An 18,561-nucleotide genomic window follows, 5' to 3' on the forward strand; every position below is an offset into this window, starting at 1 on the left:
GGTCAGTCTCCTCTCAGCCCGCGGCGGTCCAGGTACCAGCCCATGAAGTCCGCGAGTCGCTCCGGGGGCAGGGGGTGGTCGAGGACGTCCTCGCCGACGAGCTTGTGGACGTTCGCCAGGTCGAAGTCCTTCGAGCCGTGGATGTACGAGCGGTAGAACTCCAGGCGTTCGTCGACGCGTTCGTCGATGAGCGTGAACTCCTCCGCGTCGGTCACGTACACGGGCTTGCGGATGGCGAGGAGCTCGCACAGCACGGAGAGCGACTCGCCGACGGTGGGCTGGCGGGAGTTGGCCAGGTGGTAGACGTGGGAGTCGCCGTCGGCGAGGCTCACGCCGACCGCCGCCGCCACGACTCGGTCCACCGGGATGAAGTTGATCCGCGCGTCGGCGGCGGCACGGATCCGCAGCGCCCGGAAGACCAGCATGTCGCCGAGGTGCCGGCGCACTTCGGCGCGCGCGGCGGACAGCCCGTTCACGAAGCCGTACATGCCGGTGAAGCTGGTCGCGGCGAGGGTGCGGCTGTGTCCGATGACGATGCTGGGGCGGAGGATCCGGGTGCGCTCGAAACCGGCGGCGAGCACCACCGCCTCCGCCTGGATCTTGCTGTGCTCGTACGCGTTGTTGCTGGCGGTGTCCGCCGGCACGGGCCGGGCGGGGATCCAGCCGGTCCGCTCACCCGCCACGTACGCGGTGCTCACGTAGTTGAAGCGGGGGGCCGCCAGGGCCCGGGCGAGGGCCACGACGTGCCGGGTGCCGTCGAGGTTGTCGCGCAGGATCTCGTCCTTGCGGCGCTCCTCGAAGTCCAGCGAGGCCGCGGCGTGCCAGACCTCGTCGACCCCGGGCAGCCCGGCGGGGTCCACGCCGCAGCGCTCCTCGGTCACGTCGCCGGCGACCGCCCGGCAGCGGGTGGCGAAGAGCGGGATCAGGTCCTGCTCGCCGTAGGCCTCGGCGGCCGCGGTCAGCGCGGCGTCGAGGCGCTGCCGTGCGGAGCGGCCGGGCCGTTCCCGCACGACGCACGTGAGGTCGGCGTCGGTCCGGCGTAAGAGCTCCAGGACCAGGGCGGCGCCGACGAAGCCGGTCGCGCCGGTCACCAGGTGGTGGGCGTTCATATCGCCTCCTCCGTGAGGGTCGGCCAGTTCGCCCGGTCGTCGCCGTGGGCGTGCAGGAGGGCGAGGACGACGCGCTCCAGGCCGAAGGCGGTGCACGCGCTGTGGGCCGTGCCCCGGTCCGCGTAGGTGATGCCGAAGCGGGCGCCGAGGTGGTCCTTGTGGTAGTTGGCCGAGGCGATGGCCGTGCCCTCGTCGTCGGCGGCGACCGGGGCGACGAACTCGTACTTCAGGGACTGCTCCAGCTGGCTGGCGCGCATGAACCGTCCGCCGGGGCCGAAGAACGGGTCGGTCGCCGACTGCACGGTGACCTTGAGGCCGAGCCGCGAGAACAGCGCCTCGCCGCGGGCGATCCACTCGTCCCGCCAGTCGAGGGTGGCGTCGGCGTCGCCGACCATGACGAACTCGCGCATCCGGAAGGAGCGGAAGCGCCCGAGTTCGGTGGTCGCCTCGTGCCGGTAGCAGTAGCCGGCCACGTCCGCGTGGGCCGCCTCGGCCAGCTCCCGGTCGGCGAAGGACGGGTAGACGCTGTAGCAGGCGGCGGGCGCGAGGGCCACGCCCGAGGCGGCGGGGCCCTCGGACCGGTCGGCGCCCTCCGCGAGCGCGTGCACGGTGCCGAGGAGGTGCGGGAAGGACTCGGCGTACTCCGCGCGTTCGAGCAGTTCCCGGGGGACGACCGGCGGATACCAGACGGGGCCCGCCGAGGGCACCGCGCCCGCCGTGTTCAGGGCCTGCTGGAGTCCGGCGACCGCCGCCTCGAAGCGCGGGGAGAGGCCGAGGGCGCCGGGCAGCCCGGTGGGGGCGGTCCAGCCTTGTCGCGTCCGTTCGTACGCGGTCATGCGTCGATCACGCTCCCTCCGAGGAGCAGGAGTTGGGAATTGGACTGGTCCAGACGGGAGTTGGCGATCATCAGCCGGGCCGAATGGAGGTCGCGCAGGTGGCGGGCGACCGAGTACGGCCCGGATTCGCTGTAGCCGGCCATGCCGCAGATCTCCAGGGCCTGCTCGACCACCCGCAGGCACCCGGTGGAGACGGCGGTCTTCAGGGCGTTGGCCCGTACCGTGATCGCGGTGGTGTCGGCGTCCGGTTCCGCGGTGAACCGGGTGTAGTCCGCGCCGAACTGCCGTACGGAGTCCTGCAGGACCCGCAGCGAGGCGTACGCCTGCCCGAGGCGCGGGTCGTCCACGACGGCGCCGGACCGCAGCTGGGCTCGGGCCCGGACGCGGGCGAAGGAGGCGGCGCGGCGCACCGCGTCGGCCGCGATGCCGGTCCACACCCCCGCCCACAGCAGGTGCGACAGCGGCACCATGCAGCGGGTCGCGATCTCGCCGAACGGCGCGGGCAGCACCTGGGCGGCGGGGACCCGGGCGGTCAGGAAGTGCGCGGGGCTGCAGGTGCCGCGCATGCCCAGGGTGTCCCACTCGCCGGTCCGGGTGAGCCGGGCCTGCCCGGCCCTGACCAGCACCAGCACCTGGTCGGTGGGCGCGGCGTCCGGGCCGGAGCGGGCCGTGACGAGGAAGGCGTCGGCGTACGCGCCGTAGGAGACGGTGGTGGCCTCCTTCTCCAGGAGCAGTTCGCCGCCGTCGGGGACCAGCGCGCAGCGGCTCTCGCGCAGGCTGCCGCCGACGCCGGCCTCGGAGGTGACGGAGGCGACGAGGAGCTGCGAGGCGGTCGCCTCCCGCAGGTAGGCGGCGAGCTCCGGCGAGGTGGCGGCGGCGCCCGTGAGGCAGGCGAGCTGGAGCTGGTGCATGGCCCAGACCATCGCGGTGGAGCCGCAGCCGCCGCCGAGGACGGCGGCGAGGGTGGCGAGTTCCTCGGGTGTCAGGCCGTGGCCGCCGTACTCCTTCGGGACGGCGGCGGACAGCAGCCGCTCCGCGCGGAGGGCGGCGACCGGCGCGGCGGGGAACGCGGCGTCGCGGTCGGTGGCGGGCGCGTGCTCGGCGAGGACCGCGCGGGCGCGTGACGCGGCCTCGCATGCCTCGGCGAAGGACAGCACGTGGTCGGCGGCCGTCACCGGGCGGCTCCCGACGGGGCGCCGGTGATGTCCAGGAGGACGTCGGCGAAGTGGCCGATCGAGCTGAACAGGGCGCGGCCCACGTGCTGTTCGGGGATCTCGACGCCGAGCGCGTCCTCCACGGAGAGCAGCACGCGGACCGAGTGGAGCGAGGTCAGGCCGATCGCGTAGAGGTCGGCGTCGCGGTCCAGCTCCCGGGCGGTCTCGCCCAGGTCGGAATGGGTGACGAGCGCCTCGCGGATGACGGCGTCGTACTGCCGTGCGGTGTCGTTCATCAGTTCCTCTTCACCGGGCCTGCGCGGTGAGGGCGGACGCGAGCGCGTCCACCGCCGCCGTCAGGCGTGCTTCTCTGTCGCCGAGGTCGGCCAGCATGCGCAGGAGCCGGGAGCGGCCCGTGGCGCCGCCGCCGCTCTCGCGGGACAGGGTGTGCAGCAGGTACCAGCGGCGGGAGAGCGAGGTGAAGCCCTCCGCCACCGCGGCCGCCTCCTCGACGGAGTGCGCGGGGTCCGCCAGATGCCGGAACAGCTGTCCCAGATAGAGCCGTTCGGCCGCGACGCCGCCGACGTCCAGCACCTCCGCCCCCTCCGCCGCCTCGGCCTCGCGGGCGGCGAGGTAGCCCTCGAAGGCCGCGCGGTCGGCGTCGCGGTGGACGCGGGCGTCCTCGCGTACCGCCGCGGCCAGCTCCGGGGCCGTGGCCCGGTGCCGGGGGCCGGAGGTGAGCAGCAGGGTGCGGTGGGAGCCGGCCGCCTCGGCGGAGCGCATGCGCCGCCACGCCTCGACGGGGTAGGCGGTGGGCTCGGGCCGGTTCATGGGGTCGCTGATCCAGACCCGGTCCCCTTCGTGGGCCAGCAGCAGCACGCAGTGCGCGATGTGCTCCCGGCCCTCGTACGGGGAGGGCAGGTGGAAGGCGTCCACGGCGGCCGCCACGGGGTGGCCGGCGGCCAGGGACGCACGTTCGGCGTCCTCGGCCGCGTCCCAGGAGTCGTAGGTGCGGTCGGCGAGGTCCATGCGGTGGACGGCCGCGGCGGCCGCGCTCCAGCGGCCGCTGCCGTCCAGGGCCGGACCACCGTCCCAGGAGAACCCCCAGGTGGTGCAGAGGGTCTCCGCCGCGTGTCCGAGCCCCTTCCAGGAGGCGAGGTTCGCGGCGGCCTGCTGGTAGCAGCTGCCGAAGGGCGCGGTGCCGGTGAGGGCGGGCGTCAGGCCGAGCAGGCTCACGCCCTCAGCTCCCAGAGCTGGTAATGCGGGTAGTAGCCGACGCGGTCGGCGTCCTTGGCCGCGGCCTCGGCCCCGGGGTCGCGGACCCAGCCGAGCTTCGCGGCGTGCGCGGTGAACGGGCGCTCCTTGAGGAAGGAGCGGACGAAGACGCGGGCGCCGGGGGCGGCGGTGCGGGTGAGCTGGTCGAAGGTCTGCTCGACGTAGTCGTTCTCGCACCAGTCGAGGACGTTGCTCAGGTTGTAGCCGCGGACCTCGCCGTCGGCCAGCCCGCCGAGGAATTCGAGGAGGTGCCCGGTCGCCCATTCGACGCGCGGGAGGGCCTCCTTGAGCCGGTCGTTCCGGTCGGCCCGGAGGTACGGCGGCAGGGCGCCGCCCGGCAGGTAGCCGCCGAAGCACCAGCGGTGCATGTAGTAGTTGCCGGTCGGGTCGTCCTCGACCAGGCGCCGCTCGATGACGGAGAGCAGGAACTCGGGGAAGGGCGAGCAGTCGAAGATGTCGTGGAAGCTCGCCGGGGTGAAGACGTCCTTCAGCGAGTCCTCGGCGAAGAAGAGCCGGAAGACCGGCAGCAGCTGGGCCGCGATGTCCTCGCGCTTCCACAGGCGCAGCCGCTCGGCGTGGTCGCGCTCGGTCATCAGGGAGCGCAGCACCCGGTCGGGCACCGCCTTGTGGATCTCGGCGCGGACCACGCCGACCAGCTGCTCGAAGGCGCCGATCTGGAGCAGGCCCTGCCGCAGGGCGAGTTCGCGGGCGGCGGGGTCCTCGATGGTGGTGCCGGCGGCGGCCAGCACCTCGTCGAGCAGCCGCGCGCGCTCCTCGGCGGGGGCGTCGTGGACGCCGAGGAGGCGCATCGCGGCGTCGTGCGGAAGGCCGCCGAGCGCGGCCGATTTGGCGCGACAGTAGGCGGTCTGGGCGGGGCTGATGTCGAGGCCGTAGACCTTGGCCGGGCCGTCGAGGGCGAGGTTGAGGACGTTGTCACCGCCGGAGGCGATGCTGAGGACGGTGTCGTCCGGGCCGGCCCGCAGCCAGGAGCGTATGGGCCCTTCGTCCTCCAGGACCTCGCTGTAGACGGGGGGAAGCGCCGTGATGCTGGCGAAGGTTCCGTGCAACGCTGAACTCTCCTTCTTTTCCAGTGTGTTGGAGCCGCCGGGAGCCACTTCAGCCGCCCGGTGGCCAGAATTCAACAGCTTGTTGATCAAGAGGGGGTATGGACAATCTCACAGCGCCGCCGTCCCACATCGTGGACGAGGCGTTTCAGTGGCCGGAGCGCTCCGGGTCGTTCTCGCCCGGCGTCAACGGCAGCCCCAGCATCCGCTCGAAGCGCCCGGTGATCTCCCCGACCGCCGCCGAGACCTCGGCGTGGTCGCGGCCGAGCAGCATCACGCGGCCGAGCGACGCGCCCGCCGCGACCTCGCTGCCCGGGCCCAGGCCGAACTGCGCGAAGGTGTCGTACCGGACGAGCGCGTCCCCGTACTCCCCCAGCCACGCCACGTCGAGCCGGTCGGGCAGCACGCCCGCGCGGCGGGCCAGCAGCCGGCGGCTCATCGCCACCCCCGTCATGTCCGGGACCGTGACCGGCGCGCCGCTCAGCAGCTCCAGGTAGGCCGTGTAGATGCTCCGGCCCGTGGCGTGCCGGTACAGAGCCGGCATCACGCCGCCCATGATGCGGGCGTTGGCCTCCACCAGGACCGGTCCGCGCTCCGTCCGGATCATCTCCAGGTGGAAGATCCCCCGGTCGAGACCGACCGCCCGGCACACCTCCCGCGCGTAGGCCACGCACTCCTCGCGCTCCCGCGCCGCCAGCAGCTCCGGGATGTGCGCGCCGAGCTCGATGACCTGGTCGTCGGCGGCCCGGGTGCGCCCGCTGACCGAGAAGGGGAAGAACTCCTCCCCGCGCACCCCGATCTCCACCGAGACCAGCGGACCGACCAGGAGCTCCTCGACGAGCACGCCGCGCGCGTACTGCTCGCGCCACAGCTCCGGTACGGCGTCGCGCCGGTGCAGCACCTGCTCGGCGGCGGCCCGCGCCTCCTCCTCGGTGTGCGCCACGAACGACAGCGCGCTGTCGGCGCCCGACGGCGGCTTGACCACGACCGGGTACCCGATGCCCCGGGCGGCGGCCAGGACCCCGGCGGTGGTGTCCGCCGTGGCGTAGCGCGCCGAGGGCAGCCCGGCGGCTTCCAGCGCCCGCCGGCACAGGTCCTTGCGGCGCGCCGTCAGCGCCGGACCGGACGCGGGCCCCGGCACCCCCACCTTCTCGCAGGCCAGCGCCACCGCCTCGACGGTCAGGTCGAAGTGGGTGGAGACGAAGTCGACCGGGTGCTCCGCGTGGCACTCGGCGACGACCTCCGCGACCGCCGAGGCATCGGTGGTGACCACGCCGTCCCTGAACCAGTCGGCCAGGCCGATCAGTTCGCGCTCGCGCTCGCCGAGCGGGTAGTAGGGGGTGTGCGACTGCACGTAGCCGACCCGGTGGCCGGCCTCCTTGGCGCAGCGCAGGGCCTCCAGGGCAGCCGCGTTCGAGTCCACGAAGAGGATGTGCATGGTGTCGTCCTTACGATCCTGAGGAAGCCGTGGGCGAGTCCGCCGGTGTCTCGGCGGCCGTTCCGGCGGCGAGCCGCGGGGCCCGCAGCAGCCCGGTGGCCAGGGCGAGTCCGCCGGTGCACAGGAACACCCAGGCCACGCCGAAGGCGTCGGCCAGCAGGCCCGCGACCAGCGAGCCGAGGGGCAGGACGCCCCAGATGACCCACCGGTAGGCGGCGTTGACCCGCCCGAACAGCTCGGTCGGGATGGAGGTCTGCCGGTAGGTCACGCTCATCACGTTGATCGCCATCAGCAGGGCGCCGGAGACGGTGAGCGCCACCGCCGCCACCGCGACGTGCGGGATCGCGAGCGCCATGTAGCAGAGGCCGACCAGCGGCGCGCAGACCCGCAGCACGCTCCCGCCGCCGAACCGCGTCAGCGCCTTCGCCGCGTACCGCCCGGCCGCCACGCCGCCCACCGCGGGGGCGGCGAGCAGCACGCCGTACGCCCAGGAGGGCAGCCCGAGGCGGCCCGGGGCGACGGCCCACAGCGGCAGGATGGTGATCGCGGCCGCGTAGGCGAGGTTCACGCAGGCCGTGACCCCCGCCAGGTGCAGCAGGTCACGGCGGCTCCGGAAGTGGCCGAGGCCCTCCCGCAGTTCGGCGAGCACGGACCTCGGCGAGCCGGCGCGGGGCGTGGCCGCCGGTTCGCCGGGCGTCCGCAGACCGCCGAGGACCAGCAGGGTCACCACGTAGAGGACCGTCGCCGTCCCGATGCCACCGCCCGCGCCGAGCGCGGCGACGACCCCGCCGAGGGCGGGCCCGAGGAACTGCGCCATCACCGTCTGCACGGACTGCAGGCTCGCGTTGGCGCGCGGCAGCGCGGCGCCGTCCACCAGGCGGGGCACCAGCGACTGCGCGGCGATGTCCACCACGGTGCCCGCCGCGCCCACCGCGAACGCGCCGAGCGCCAGCGCCCACACCGGGAGGTGACCGGTGAGGGCGGCCGCGGCGAGCAGCAGCACCAGCGGCATCCGCAGCCAGGACGCGGCGCGCAGCACCCGGTGCGGGTGGTACCGGTCGACCAGCACGCCGGCCGGCAGGGTGACGAGCAGCCACGGCATGCGCATCGCCACCCCGACCGCGCTGATCGCCAGCGCCGAGTGGGTCAGCTGCAGGGCGAGGAGCGGGACGGCGACCCGGTAGACGCCGTCCGCGAGGTCGGAGGAGAGCACCGCCGCCTGGAAGATCCGGAACCGGCGGCCGAGCCCGGGGGCCTCGGACGGGACGGCGCCCTTCCGGCCGCCGTCAGAGGTCGCGGAGGTCGTCATGCGTCTCCGTCAGCAGGGCGGTGTTGAGGAAGGCGCCGTGCCGGGCGTTCAGCACGGCGCCGCCGCCCGGCGTGCCGTGCCGGACGAGCACGGAGGACGGCCGCCCCCCGAAGACGTACGGGCCGATGACGTACGGGACCTCGGCCGTGCGGACCTCGCCGGAGGAGGCGTGGCGGAAGTCGATCGGCACCCGGTCCCCGGCCACGTACTCCTGGAGGATGTGCCCGCCGTCCCGGGCGGCGCGGTCGAGCGCCGCCCGCCACTCCGCGTCGTCCACGGCGGCGCCGAGGACGACCCCGCTGCCGCCGTAGCCGTCGGCCGGCTTCAGGACGAGCTCCGCGCGGCGCTCCCCGGCCCGGGCGGTCCGGTCGCCCGCGTCGCCGGTCCAGGGGACGTGCCGGTGGACGAACTCCCGGTCGGCGGCGGGGAGTCCGTCGGCGTCCTGCCAGAGCCAGGCCAGCGTCAGCTTGTGCGCGAGCAGCATGGCCGCCTCGGAGGTGAACATCCGGACCGTGTCCGCCCGCACCGCCCGCACCAGGGCTTCCATCCCGGCGCTCGGCGGCTGGCTGTGGCTGACGAACATCCGGAGCACGGCGTCCACGGGACGCCCGTCCACGAGCAGCCGGCCGCGCCCGTCGGTGGCGAGTCGGTCCAGGGGGTGCGTCACCGCGTCCAGGCCCTCCCGTCCGGCGCTCTCGCAGACCGGACGCATCCACGCCGTGAACGCGGCGAGGTCCTGGAGACCGGGCGTGGCCCCCGCGGAGAAGGCGGGCACGACCACCCGGGCGCCGTCGCCGAGCCCCAGGGTGGTGCGCACCGCGCGGGACCGGGTGTCCACGGCCGAGGGCGGCACCCGCAGCCCGGACGCGTCGCCGTACAGCGCGAGGAAGCGCTCGCCGAGGAGCGCGGCGTGGGACGCGCCGCCCAGGGCGCTGTCGATGTTCAGCTCGACGAACCGGGGCGTGCCGTCCCGGACGAGGATGTCGGGGCGCACGGCGGCCAGGAGGTGGTCGCCCAGCGGCTCCTCGTCCCGGAGCAGCGGCCACCGGTCGGCCGGGACGCCGAGGGCGCGGCGCAGCTCGCCGGCGGTGGCGGCGCGGCGGCGGCAGGCGTCGAGGACGAGGCGGCTCGCGCGGAGCGTGAGCTCGCCCAGCTCGCGGAAGCGGTCCGCGGAGAGGAACAACGGCCGTAAGGGGCGCCAGGTGCCGTCGGCGCCGGCTATGCCGTCGAAGAAGCGGTCGGGAGCGGGGGCGAGCCTGCGTAACGTCATGCGGCGGCCCGCGCGGAGAGGTGCGCCCACGTCTGGGTGAACCACAGCGCCCCGTCCCTGCGCAGCGGGCGCAGGCCGGTCGCGGGCCCGCCGTCGAGCTCCTCGGCCAGCTCCCGCTCGATGGCGCGGGCGGTGTCCTCGGGGGTCAGGGACTGCTCCAGCCACGGGGCGAGGGGCCGCTCCACGTCGAAGACGTCGGCGGGCCCGGCGGTGGCGCCGGCGGAGGTCAGCAGGCCGGTGATGTGCTCCGCGGTGAGGAGCGTGCCGTGCGAGGGGTCGCGCAGCCGCTCGAGGCGGTCGGCGTCACCGGGCAGCTCGGGGCGGGCCACCATGTCGGCGACGACGACGCGCCCGCCCGGCCGGCACACCCGCACCAGCTCGGCGGCGACCCGCTCGGGCGAGGCGACGTGGTGCAGCGAGAAGCGCGTGACGACCAGGGAGAAGGAGTCGTCGGGAAAGGGCAGCCGGGCCGCGTCGCCCTCCTGGAACACGACGTTGGCGATGCCCTCCGCGTCCGCCTGCGCCTTGCCCCGCGCGAGCATCTCCGGAGTGGTGTCGAGGGCGGTGACGTGGCGGACCCGGGGAGCCAGGGCGCGGGCCACGATGCCGGTGCCGCAGGCGGAGTCCAGGCAGACCGCGTCCGCGTCGGGTGCGACGAAGTCGACGAGGCGCCGCAGGTGCATCGTGAAGGCACCGTTGAGACGCGCGTCCTCGAACGTGCTCGCCTGTCGGGCGAACTCCCTGTGCACCAACTCGGTCCGCCCGGGGGCGCTTTCCTCTGACGGCTTCACGATCCTCTTCCTCAACGGTCCAGGTCCGACAGGCTATTGACATGTAATGGAAACAAGGTTCCGAAAAAGCTATCACCGATCATTCGCGTTTGGCTCGTGACATGATCAAGGAAAAGGCGTGTGCCGCCGCCCGGCGCGCCACCCGTCCGGACGCGCCGCCGCGACGGTCCGACGACGGGACGGCGACGGGGGGCGGCGGGGGGCGGCGGCAGGTGAACCCCTGGTGACAACGAGGCGCATCCGCAAGGGTGTTACGAAAACGCTGCGCTACGTTGGCGGCGTGACCGACATCGAATCGCGCATCGACACCTCCCGCCCGCACACCGCCCGGATCTGGAACTACTGGACCGGCGGGAAGGACAACTACCCCGTCGACCGGGAGGCCGGCGACCGGATCCGGGAGCTGCACCCCGGGATCGGCGACTACGCGAAGGCGGACCGGCTGTTCCTCGGCCGGGCGGTGCGGCACCTGGCCGAGCGCGAGGGCATCCGGCAGTTCCTCGACATCGGGACGGGACTCCCGAGCGCCGACAACACGCACGAGGTCGCCCAGCGCGTCGCCCCCGACGCGCGGGTCGTGTACGTGGACAACGACCCCCTCGTCCTCGCGCACGCCCGCGCCCTGCTGGTCGGCACGCCCGAGGGCCGCACCGACTACCTGGACGCCGACCTGCGGGACGTCGACACGATCCTGTCCGCCGCGGCGGGCACCCTCGACCTGTCGAAGCCGGTCGCGCTGATGCTGCTCGGAGTCGTCATCTTCGTCGAGGACGACGAGGAGTCGTACGCGGTCGTCCGCCGGCTCATGGACGCGCTCGCCCCCGGCAGCCACCTCGTCCTGTCCCACACGGTCACCCACCCCGACATGCCGGACGTCGACGCGGCGGTCGCCTTCTGGAACGAGCACGGCACCCCCAGGCTCACCCAGCGCACCCCCGCCGCCGTCACCCGCTACTTCGACGGCCTGGACCTCCTCGACCCCGGCGTCGTCCCCTGCTCCGCCTGGCGCCCCGAAACCCCGACCCCACCCGTAGCGATGTACGCGGGCGTCGGCCGCAAGGCGTAGGGGACCCGGGAGCACCGGAAGCCGGAACATTCGGCGCGATGTGCGGCGTGTCACACCCGGAAACGGCGGGAGCGCCGTGGGAGCATCGATGCGGCTCTACACGTTCCGCGCCCCGCGGGAGCGCCCGCTCAGGGGCGGTCCCGCGGGGCGGAACGGTTTCTCTTGTGGGGCGGGTGGGACTCGAACCCACGGCCGACGGATTATGAGTCCGCTGCTCTAACCGGCTGAGCTACCGCCCCCGGCGGCGAGGCGCGTACAAGTGTGCGCGCCGTCCTGCCGCAGCATAGCCGCTCATACGATCTCCTGCTCCGGGTGATCGGCACGATCGGTGCTGCTCGCCCATGAAGACCGCGGGCGGGGGCGGATGGTTCCCGGAAACGCGAAAGAGGACCCCTGAGGGTCCTCTTTCACTCTGCTCCCCCGACTGGACTCGAACCAGTAACCCTCCGGTTAACAGCCGAATGCTCTGCCAATTGAGCTACAGGGGATCGCGCTCCCCCGACTGGACTCGAACCAGTAACCTGCCGGTTAACAGCCGGCTGCTCTGCCAATTGAGCTACAGGGGATTGCTGCGGTTGCATCGAACGGTCCTGCCCGGGGTCTCCCGGGCGGCGGGCGCTCGCTGCGAGACATACATTAGCGCAAGCAGGGGGGTGCTCCGCCAATCGGTATCCCGGGACATCCCCAGGGCCCTCCAGGGAAGGATCGCAGCGTGCGGTACAAGCTGACGTTCGTCGCGGGTCTCGCGCTCGGTTTCGTGATCGGAACGCGCGCGGGACGCGAGCGGTACGAGCAGATGAAGAAGGCCGCCAAGGAGTTCTCGCGGAACCCCGCCGTGCGGAACGCGGCGGAGACCGCCGCCCAGACCGGCCGCCAGTACGCGGGGAAGGCCGCGCACGTCGTCGGCGACCGGGTGGGCGACCACCTGCCGCCCGCCGTCACCCACCGGGTGTCCGCGCTGCGCGGGCGCGCCCACGCCAACGGGCGGTTCGGCGAGGACGACGACTGGGGCACGAGCAACACCTGAGCCGGGACCGGCCCGCGTGATGCAGAATCGGTGCCATGGGGATAGTCGCCGGACTCGACAGCTCTTCGGACGCCACGCGCATCGTGGTCTGTGACACGGACACCGGGGCCGTACTGCGGCAGGGGCACGCCCCGCACCCGGTCGACGCCAAGGCCACCGACGTCGATCCGCAGGCCTGGCTGCTCTCGCTCGGGGAGGCCGCGACCGGCGGCCTCCTCGAAGGCGTGGAGGCCATCGGCGTCTGCGCCCAGGCCCACGGCGTCGTCCCGCTCGACGCGCGGGGCGGCCTGGCCCGCCCCGCGCTCGTCGGCAACGACAAGCGGGCCCAGGTCGCCGCCGCCGACCTCGTCGAGGCCCTCGGCGGGCGCGAGGCCTGGGGCGAGGCCGTCGGCGGCGTCCCCCAGTCGGGGCAGCCGGTCGCCAAGCTCCGCTGGCTGGCCCGGAACGAACCCGAGCACGCCGCCCGCATCGCCGCCGTCCTCCAGCCGCACGACTGGCTGGTCTGGCAGCTCCTCGGCCGCCCGGCCCGCCGCACCACCGACCGCGGCGCCGCCTCCGGCACCGGCTACTGGTCCGCCCGCACCGGCGCCTACCGCCCCGACCTCGTCGAGCTCGCCCTCGGTCACCAGGTCGCGCTCCCGGAGGTCCTCGGGCCCGCGGAGCCCGCCGGCACCACCCCCGAGGGGCTGCTGATCTCCGCCGGCACCGGCGAGACCATGGCCGCCGCCTTCGGGCTCGGGCTCGGCGTCGGCGACGCCGTCGTCTCCCTCGGCGCCTCCGGCTCCGTCATGGCCGTCCACCACGAGGCCTTCGACCGGCCGGGCGCCGCCGTCACCTCGTACGCCGACGCCACCGGCATGCACCTGCCCGTCGTCTCCGTCAGCAACGCCGTCCGCACCCTCCGCGGCACCGCCGAGATGCTCGGCGCCGAGTCGCTGGAGGAGCTCTCCGCGCTCGCCCTGAAGTCCACCCCCGGCTCCTCCGGGCTGGTGCTCCTGCCCTACCTGGAGGGCGAGCGGGTCCCGCACCTGCCGCACGCCGCCGGCACCCTCACCGGCCTGCGCCGCGAGGCGATGAAGCCCGAACACCTGGCCAGGGCCGCCTTCGAGGGCATGCTGTGCGGGCTCGCCGACGCCCTGGACGTGGTGCGCGGGCGGGGGGTCGAGGTCCGGCGGATCTTCCTGCTCGGCGCCGCGGCCGCGCTGCCCGCCGTCCAGGCCCTGGCGCCCGCGCTGTTCGGCGCCCAGGTCGTCGTCCCGCAGCCGGCCGACTACGCGGCGCTCGGCGCGGCCAAGCAGGCCGCCTGGGCGCTCGGCGTCGCCCGGGGCACGCTCGCGCCGTCCACTCCCCCGGCCTGGCAGGGCGCCGCCGCGCAGCTCCTGGAGCCGGGCGAGGAGCTGGCGGTCGGGCAGGCGGTGCGTCAGCAGTACGTGGCGACGCGGGAGCAGATCCACCCGGGGGCGTTCGGCGGCCGAGAGGCCTAAACCAGTCGTAACGCGCGGCGCCCCGGCGCGATAGTGGGAACCGTGCTCATAAGACTTCTCCGAACCCACCTGCGGCCCTACCGAAAACCCATCGCGCTGCTCGTCCTGCTCCAGTTCCTGGCGACCTGCGCGAGCCTCTACCTGCCCACCCTGAACGCCGACATCATCGACGAGGGCGTCGTCAACGGGGACACCGGCTACATCCTGCGGTTCGGCGCCCTGATGATCGGCGTCTCCGTCGTCCAGGTGCTGTGCAACATCGGGGCGGTGTACTACGGCGCGCGGACCGCCGCCGCGGTCGGCCGTGACGTGCGCGGCGCCGTGTACGACCGGGTGCAGTCCTTCTCGGCACGCGAGCTCGGGCAGTTCGGCGCGCCCTCGCTGATCACCCGCACGACCAACGACGTCCAGCAGGTCCAGATGCTGGTCCTGATGGCGTTCACCCTGATGGTCTCCGCGCCGATCATGTGCGTCGGCGGCATCGTGATGGCCCTCGGCCAGGACGTGCCGCTCTCCGGCGTGCTGCTCGCGGTGGTGCCGGTGCTCGGCGTCTCCGTCTCGCTCATCGTCCGGCGGATGCGACCGCTCTTCCGGACCATGCAGGAGCGGCTCGACACGGTGAACCGGGTGCTGCGCGAGCAGATCACCGGCAACCGCGTGATCCGCGCCTTCGTGAAGGACGGGTACGAGGAGGAGCGTTTCCGCGGCGCCAACGGCGACCTGACCGACGTGTCGATGTCGACGGGCCGGCTGATGGCGCTGATGTTCCCGACCGTGATGACGGTCGTGAACGTCTCCAGCGTCGCCGTGGTCTGGTTCGGCGCGCACCGCATCGACGGCGGCGGGATGGAGATCGGCGCGCTGACCGCCTTCCTCGCCTATCTGATGCAGATCGTGATGGCGGTCATGATGGCCACCTTCATGTTCATGATGGTGCCGCGCGCGGAGGTCTGCGCCGAGCGCATCGAGGAGGTCCTGGCGACCTCGTCGAGCGTGGTGCCGCCGACCGAACCGGTGACGACGCTGGAGCGGCGCGGGCACCTGGAGGTCAGGGCGGCGGACTTCCGCTACCCGGGCGCCGAGGAACCGGTGCTCCGGGAGGTGGAGCTGGTGGCCCGCCCCGGCGAGACCACCGCGATCATCGGTTCGACCGGCTCCGGCAAGTCGACGCTGCTCGGCCTGGTGCCGCGGCTCTTCGACGTGACCGGCGGCGAGGTCCTCGTCGACGGCGTGGACGTGCGGAGGCTGGACCCGGCGCTGATGGCGCGGACGGTCGGGCTCGTCCCGCAGAAGCCGTACCTCTTCTCGGGGACGGTGGCGTCGAACCTGCGGTACGGCAATCCCGACGCGACCGACGAGGAGCTGTGGCACGCCCTGGAGGTGGCCCAGGCCGCCGACTTCGTGCGGAAGCTCGAACGGGGCCTGGACGCGCCGGTGGCGCAGGGCGGCACCAATGTGTCGGGCGGTCAGCGGCAGCGGCTCGCGATCGCGCGGACCCTGGTGCAGCGGCCGGAGATCTACCTCTTCGACGACTCGTTCTCGGCGCTCGACTACGAGACGGACGCCCGGCTGCGGGCGGCCCTCGCGGACGAGACCTCGGACGCGACCGTGGTGATCGTCGCCCAGCGGGTGTCGACGATCCGGGACGCCGACCGGATCGTGGTCCTCGACGAGGGCCGGGTCGTCGGCACGGGCCGGCACCACGAGCTGATGGCGGCGAACGAGACGTACCGGGAGATCGTGCTCTCCCAGCTGACCGAGGCGGAGGCAGCCTGATGGCCGGTCCTGGTGGACGCATGATGGCCGGGGGCGCCCCGGGTGAGCGGTCGATGGACTTCAAGGGGTCGTCGAAGCGGCTGCTGGGGCAGCTCGCGCCGGAGCGGACCGCGCTCTGGGTGATGCTGGCCGCCGGCGTGCTGTCGGTGGCGGGCGCGGTCATCGGCCCCAAGATCCTCGGCCGGGCGACGGACCTGATCTTCGCGGGTGTGGTCGGCCGGGGCATTCCGGAGGGCGTGACCAAGGCGCAGGCGCTGGAGAGACTGCGCGCGGACGGCGACGGCGGCATGGCCGACATGCTGTCGGGGGTCGACTTCACGCCCGGGCGTGGCATCGACTTCGGCGCGGTCGGCGAGGTGCTGCTGCTCGCCCTCGCGGTGTACGTGGTGGCGGGCCTGCTGATGCTGGTCTCCACCCGGATGTCGATCAAGGTGATCAACCGGACCGTGTACCGGATGCGGGAGGACGTCCAGACGAAGCTGTCGCGGCTGCCGCTGTCGTACTTCGACCGGGCGAAGCGCGGCGAGGTGCTGTCCCGCGCGACCAACGACATCGACAACATCTCGCAGACGCTCCAGCAGTCGATGGGGCAGCTCATCAACTCGCTCCTGACGATCGTCGGCGTGCTGGCGATGATGTTCTGGATCTCGCCGCTGCTCGCCCTGGTCGCGCTGGTCACGGTGCCGCTGTCGGTGGTGGTGGCGACGAGGATCGGCAAGCGCTCGCAGCCGCACTTCGTGCAGCAGTGGAAGTCCACGGGCGCGCTGAACGCGCACGTGGAGGAGATGTACACCGGGCACAACCTGGTGAAGGTCTTCGGCCGGCAGGACGAGGCGGCGAAGGGCTTCCGGGAGCAGAACGAGGCGCTGTACGAGGCCGGGTTCAAGGCGCAGTTCAACAGCGGCATGATGCAGCCGGTGATGTTCTTCGTCTCGAACATCAACTACGTCCTGGTGGCCGTGGTCGGCGGTCTGCGGGTGGCGAGCGGCACGCTCTCCATCGGCGACGTGCAGGCCTTCATCCAGTACTCGCGCCAGTTCTCGATGCCGCTGACGCAGGTGGCGTCGATGGCGAACCTGGTGCAGTCGGGCGTCGCCTCGGCGGAGCGGATCTTCGAGCTGCTCGACGCGGAGGAGCAGGCGCCGGACGCGCCCGCCTCCGAGGAGGAGCGGGACTTCAAGGGCAAGGTGGCGCTGGAGCACGTCTCCTTCCGCTACGAGCCCGACAAGCCGCTCATCGAGGACCTGTCGCTCACCGTGGAGCCCGGCCAGACGGTCGCGATCGTCGGCCCGACGGGCGCCGGCAAGACGACGCTGGTCAACCTCCTCATGCGGTTCTACGAGGTGACGGGCGGCCGGATCACGCTGGACGGCACGGACATCGCGTCGATGTCCCGGGAGGAGCTGCGGGCCGGGATCGGCATGGTCCTCCAGGACACCTGGCTGTTCGGCGGGACGATCGCGGACAACATCGCGTACGGCGCCACCCGCGAGGTGACCCGGGCGGAGATCGAGGAGGCCGCGCGGGCGGCCCACGCCGACCGTTTCGTCCGCACCCTGCCGGAGGGCTACGACACGGTCGTCGACGACGAGGGCGCGGGCGTCAGCGCGGGCGAGAAGCAGCTGATCACCATCGCCCGGGCGTTCCTGTCGGACCCGGTGATCCTGGTCCTCGACGAGGCGACGAGCTCGGTGGACACCCGGACCGAGGTCCTGATCCAGAAGGCGATGGCCCGGCTTGCCCAGGGCCGTACCTCCTTCGTGATCGCGCACCGGCTCTCCACCATCCGGGACGCGGACGTGATTCTGGTGATGGAGAACGGCTCGATCGTGGAGCAGGGCACGCACGAGGAGCTGCTGACGGCGGGCGGCGCGTACGCCCGCCTGTACGCGGCGCAGTTCGCGGAGGCGGTCGCCGAGGTCGACTGACGGGGTGTCCGTCCACTCCGTGGAGGGCCCGCGCGCAGGCGGCGCGGGCCCTTCACGCGTCCTCAGTCGAGGTAGCCACGGAGCTGGTCGGCGTAGGCGTGGTCGCGGAGTCTGGAGAGGGTCTTGGACTCGATCTGGCGTATCCGTTCGCGGGTGACGCCGAAGAGCTGCCCGATCTCCTCCAGGGTGCGGGGGCGGCCGTCGTCGAGGCCGTAGCGGAGCTGGACGACCTTGCGCTCGCGCTCGCCGAGGGTGGACAGGACGTCCTCCAGGTGGCGGCGGAGCAGCAGGAAGGCGGCGGACTCGACGGGTGAGGCGGCGTCGCCGTCCTCGATGAGGTCGCCGAGGTCGACGTCCTCCTCCTCGCCGACGGGGGTGTGCAGGGAGACGGGTTCCTGGGCGAGCCGGAGGACCTCGACGACCCGCTCGGGGGTGAGGTCGAGGTGGGTGGCGACCTCCTCGGCGGTGGGCTCGGTGCCGCGTTCCTGGAGGAGGAGGCGCTGGACGCGGATGACCCGGTTGATGAGCTCCACGACGTGGACGGGGACGCGGATGGTGCGGGCCTGGTCGGCGAGGGCCCGGGACATGGCCTGGCGGATCCACCAGGTGGCGTAGGTGGAGAACTTGTAGCCGCGGGCGTAGTCGAACTTCTCGACGGCTCGGATGAGGCCGAGGTTGCCCTCCTGGACGAGGTCGAGCATGGTCAGGCCGCGGCCGACGTACCGCTTGGCGACGGAGACGACGAGGCGGAGGTTGGCCTCGATGAGCTTCCGCTTGGCGATCCGACCGAGGACGACGAGCCGGTCGAGGTCGTACGCGAGCTGCGAGTCCAGGTCGGGGGTGCGGGCCAGTTTCTCCTCGGCGAAGAGGCCGGCCTCGACGCGGCGGGCCAGTTCGACCTCCTCCTCCGCGGTGAGGAGGGGGATGCGGCCGATCTCGCGGAGGTACTGGCGGAAGAGGTCGGCGGAGGGGCCGTTGCCGCCGGGGTCGGCGGCGCGGCGCCGCTGGGCCGGGACCTCGGGGAGCGGGGGCAG

The 18,561-nt window shown here is 73.3% G+C and carries 15 protein-coding genes, 3 tRNA genes and 1 pseudogene; 5 read left to right on the top strand and 14 right to left on the bottom strand.

Annotation, left to right across the window (positions count from 1 at the left end; translation table 11 throughout):
• Window positions 1–2 precede the first annotated feature (2 nt).
• The 10 genes from ACFZCF_RS03165 to ACFZCF_RS03210 form a co-directional block, all read right to left on the bottom strand.
• The gene (locus tag ACFZCF_RS03165) at window positions 3–1,109 is read right to left on the bottom strand and encodes an SDR family oxidoreductase (protein WP_391284256.1); all 1,107 of its coding nucleotides are present in this window, start codon (window positions 1,107–1,109) and stop codon (window positions 3–5) included.
• A complete protein-coding gene (locus ACFZCF_RS03170; protein ID WP_391284258.1) occupies window positions 1,106–1,945 on the bottom strand; it encodes an aminoacyl--tRNA ligase-related protein in 840 nt (279 codons plus the stop codon). The genes ACFZCF_RS03165 and ACFZCF_RS03170 overlap by 4 nt, the downstream gene beginning before the upstream one ends.
• Window positions 1,942–3,120 carry an acyl-CoA dehydrogenase family protein gene (locus ACFZCF_RS03175; protein WP_391284261.1) on the bottom strand — a complete coding sequence of 393 codons (1,179 nt, stop codon included), beginning with the start codon at window positions 3,118–3,120 and terminating at the stop codon, window positions 1,942–1,944. Before ACFZCF_RS03175 ends, ACFZCF_RS03170 begins: the two co-directional genes overlap by 4 nt.
• A complete protein-coding gene (locus tag ACFZCF_RS03180; RefSeq protein ID WP_391284263.1) occupies window positions 3,117–3,395 on the bottom strand; it encodes a phosphopantetheine-binding protein in 279 nt (92 codons plus the stop codon). The genes ACFZCF_RS03175 and ACFZCF_RS03180 overlap by 4 nt, the downstream gene beginning before the upstream one ends.
• Window positions 3,396–3,405: 10 nt before the next feature.
• Window positions 3,406–4,335 carry a BtrH N-terminal domain-containing protein gene (locus ACFZCF_RS03185; protein WP_391284265.1) on the bottom strand — a complete coding sequence of 310 codons (930 nt, stop codon included), beginning with the start codon at window positions 4,333–4,335 and terminating at the stop codon, window positions 3,406–3,408.
• Entirely contained in the window at window positions 4,332–5,441 is a 1,110-nt protein-coding gene (locus tag ACFZCF_RS03190) for a DUF3419 family protein (protein ID WP_388440546.1), read from the bottom strand. Before ACFZCF_RS03190 ends, ACFZCF_RS03185 begins: the two co-directional genes overlap by 4 nt.
• Before the next feature lie 145 nt (window positions 5,442–5,586).
• Complete coding sequence (locus ACFZCF_RS03195; RefSeq protein WP_391284267.1) at window positions 5,587–6,876, bottom strand: ATP-grasp domain-containing protein; 1,290 nt, start codon at window positions 6,874–6,876, stop codon at window positions 5,587–5,589.
• A 10-nt stretch (window positions 6,877–6,886) separates the two neighbouring features.
• Entirely contained in the window at window positions 6,887–8,185 is a 1,299-nt protein-coding gene (locus ACFZCF_RS03200) for an MFS transporter (protein WP_388440553.1), read from the bottom strand.
• Window positions 8,163–9,455: a hypothetical protein gene (locus tag ACFZCF_RS03205; protein ID WP_391284270.1), complete on the bottom strand. Its 1,293-nt coding sequence runs from the start codon at window positions 9,453–9,455 to the stop codon at window positions 8,163–8,165. The genes ACFZCF_RS03200 and ACFZCF_RS03205 overlap by 23 nt, the downstream gene beginning before the upstream one ends.
• A complete protein-coding gene (locus ACFZCF_RS03210; RefSeq protein ID WP_391284272.1) occupies window positions 9,452–10,246 on the bottom strand; it encodes a methyltransferase domain-containing protein in 795 nt (264 codons plus the stop codon). Before ACFZCF_RS03210 ends, ACFZCF_RS03205 begins: the two co-directional genes overlap by 4 nt.
• A 280-nt stretch (window positions 10,247–10,526) precedes the next feature.
• On the opposite strand from ACFZCF_RS03210, the gene ACFZCF_RS03215 reads away from it, so the two are divergent.
• Window positions 10,527–11,312 carry an SAM-dependent methyltransferase gene (locus ACFZCF_RS03215; RefSeq protein ID WP_391284274.1) on the top strand — a complete coding sequence of 262 codons (786 nt, stop codon included), beginning with the start codon at window positions 10,527–10,529 and terminating at the stop codon, window positions 11,310–11,312.
• Window positions 11,313–11,477: 165 nt separating this feature from the next.
• On the opposite strand, the gene ACFZCF_RS03220 is transcribed toward ACFZCF_RS03215, so the two are convergent.
• From ACFZCF_RS03220 to ACFZCF_RS03230, 3 genes are all read right to left on the bottom strand, one after another.
• Window positions 11,478–11,551: transfer RNA gene (locus ACFZCF_RS03220), tRNA-Ile, on the bottom strand.
• Between the two features lie 176 nt (window positions 11,552–11,727).
• Window positions 11,728–11,800 (bottom strand) — tRNA-Asn (locus tag ACFZCF_RS03225).
• A 5-nt stretch (window positions 11,801–11,805) separates the two neighbouring features.
• A tRNA-Asn gene (locus tag ACFZCF_RS03230) sits at window positions 11,806–11,878 on the bottom strand.
• A gap of 146 nt (window positions 11,879–12,024) precedes the next feature.
• On the opposite strand from ACFZCF_RS03230, the gene ACFZCF_RS03235 reads away from it, so the two are divergent.
• Genes ACFZCF_RS03235 through ACFZCF_RS03250 form a run of 4 tightly spaced genes read left to right on the top strand, consistent with a single transcriptional unit; the run spans window position 12,025 to window position 17,527 of the window.
• Window positions 12,025–12,339, top strand: coding sequence for a YtxH domain-containing protein (locus ACFZCF_RS03235; RefSeq protein WP_388440575.1), 315 nt, complete (start codon window positions 12,025–12,027; stop codon window positions 12,337–12,339).
• 35 nt (window positions 12,340–12,374) lie between these two features.
• Window positions 12,375–13,823 (top strand): FGGY family carbohydrate kinase, encoded by a 1,449-nt coding sequence (locus tag ACFZCF_RS03240; protein WP_391284277.1) that lies wholly within the window; start codon window positions 12,375–12,377, stop codon window positions 13,821–13,823.
• Window positions 13,824–13,865: 42 nt separating this feature from the next.
• Window positions 13,866–15,599 carry an ABC transporter ATP-binding protein gene (locus ACFZCF_RS03245; protein ID WP_388440581.1) on the top strand — a complete coding sequence of 578 codons (1,734 nt, stop codon included), beginning with the start codon at window positions 13,866–13,868 and terminating at the stop codon, window positions 15,597–15,599.
• Window positions 15,599–17,527 (top strand): ABC transporter ATP-binding protein, encoded by a 1,929-nt coding sequence (locus tag ACFZCF_RS03250; RefSeq protein ID WP_388440584.1) that lies wholly within the window; start codon window positions 15,599–15,601, stop codon window positions 17,525–17,527. The genes ACFZCF_RS03245 and ACFZCF_RS03250 overlap by 1 nt, the downstream gene beginning before the upstream one ends.
• A 62-nt stretch (window positions 17,528–17,589) precedes the next feature.
• On the opposite strand, the pseudogene ACFZCF_RS03255 reads toward ACFZCF_RS03250, so the two are convergent.
• Window positions 17,590–18,558 (bottom strand): annotated as a pseudogene (locus ACFZCF_RS03255) (RNA polymerase sigma factor); the annotation flags it as partial.
• Window positions 18,559–18,561: the final 3 nt, after the last annotated feature.

The organism is Streptomyces sp. NPDC007945 (assembly GCF_042958885.1).
In the GTDB taxonomy this organism is placed as follows: Bacteria; Actinomycetota; Actinomycetes; order Streptomycetales; family Streptomycetaceae; genus Streptomyces.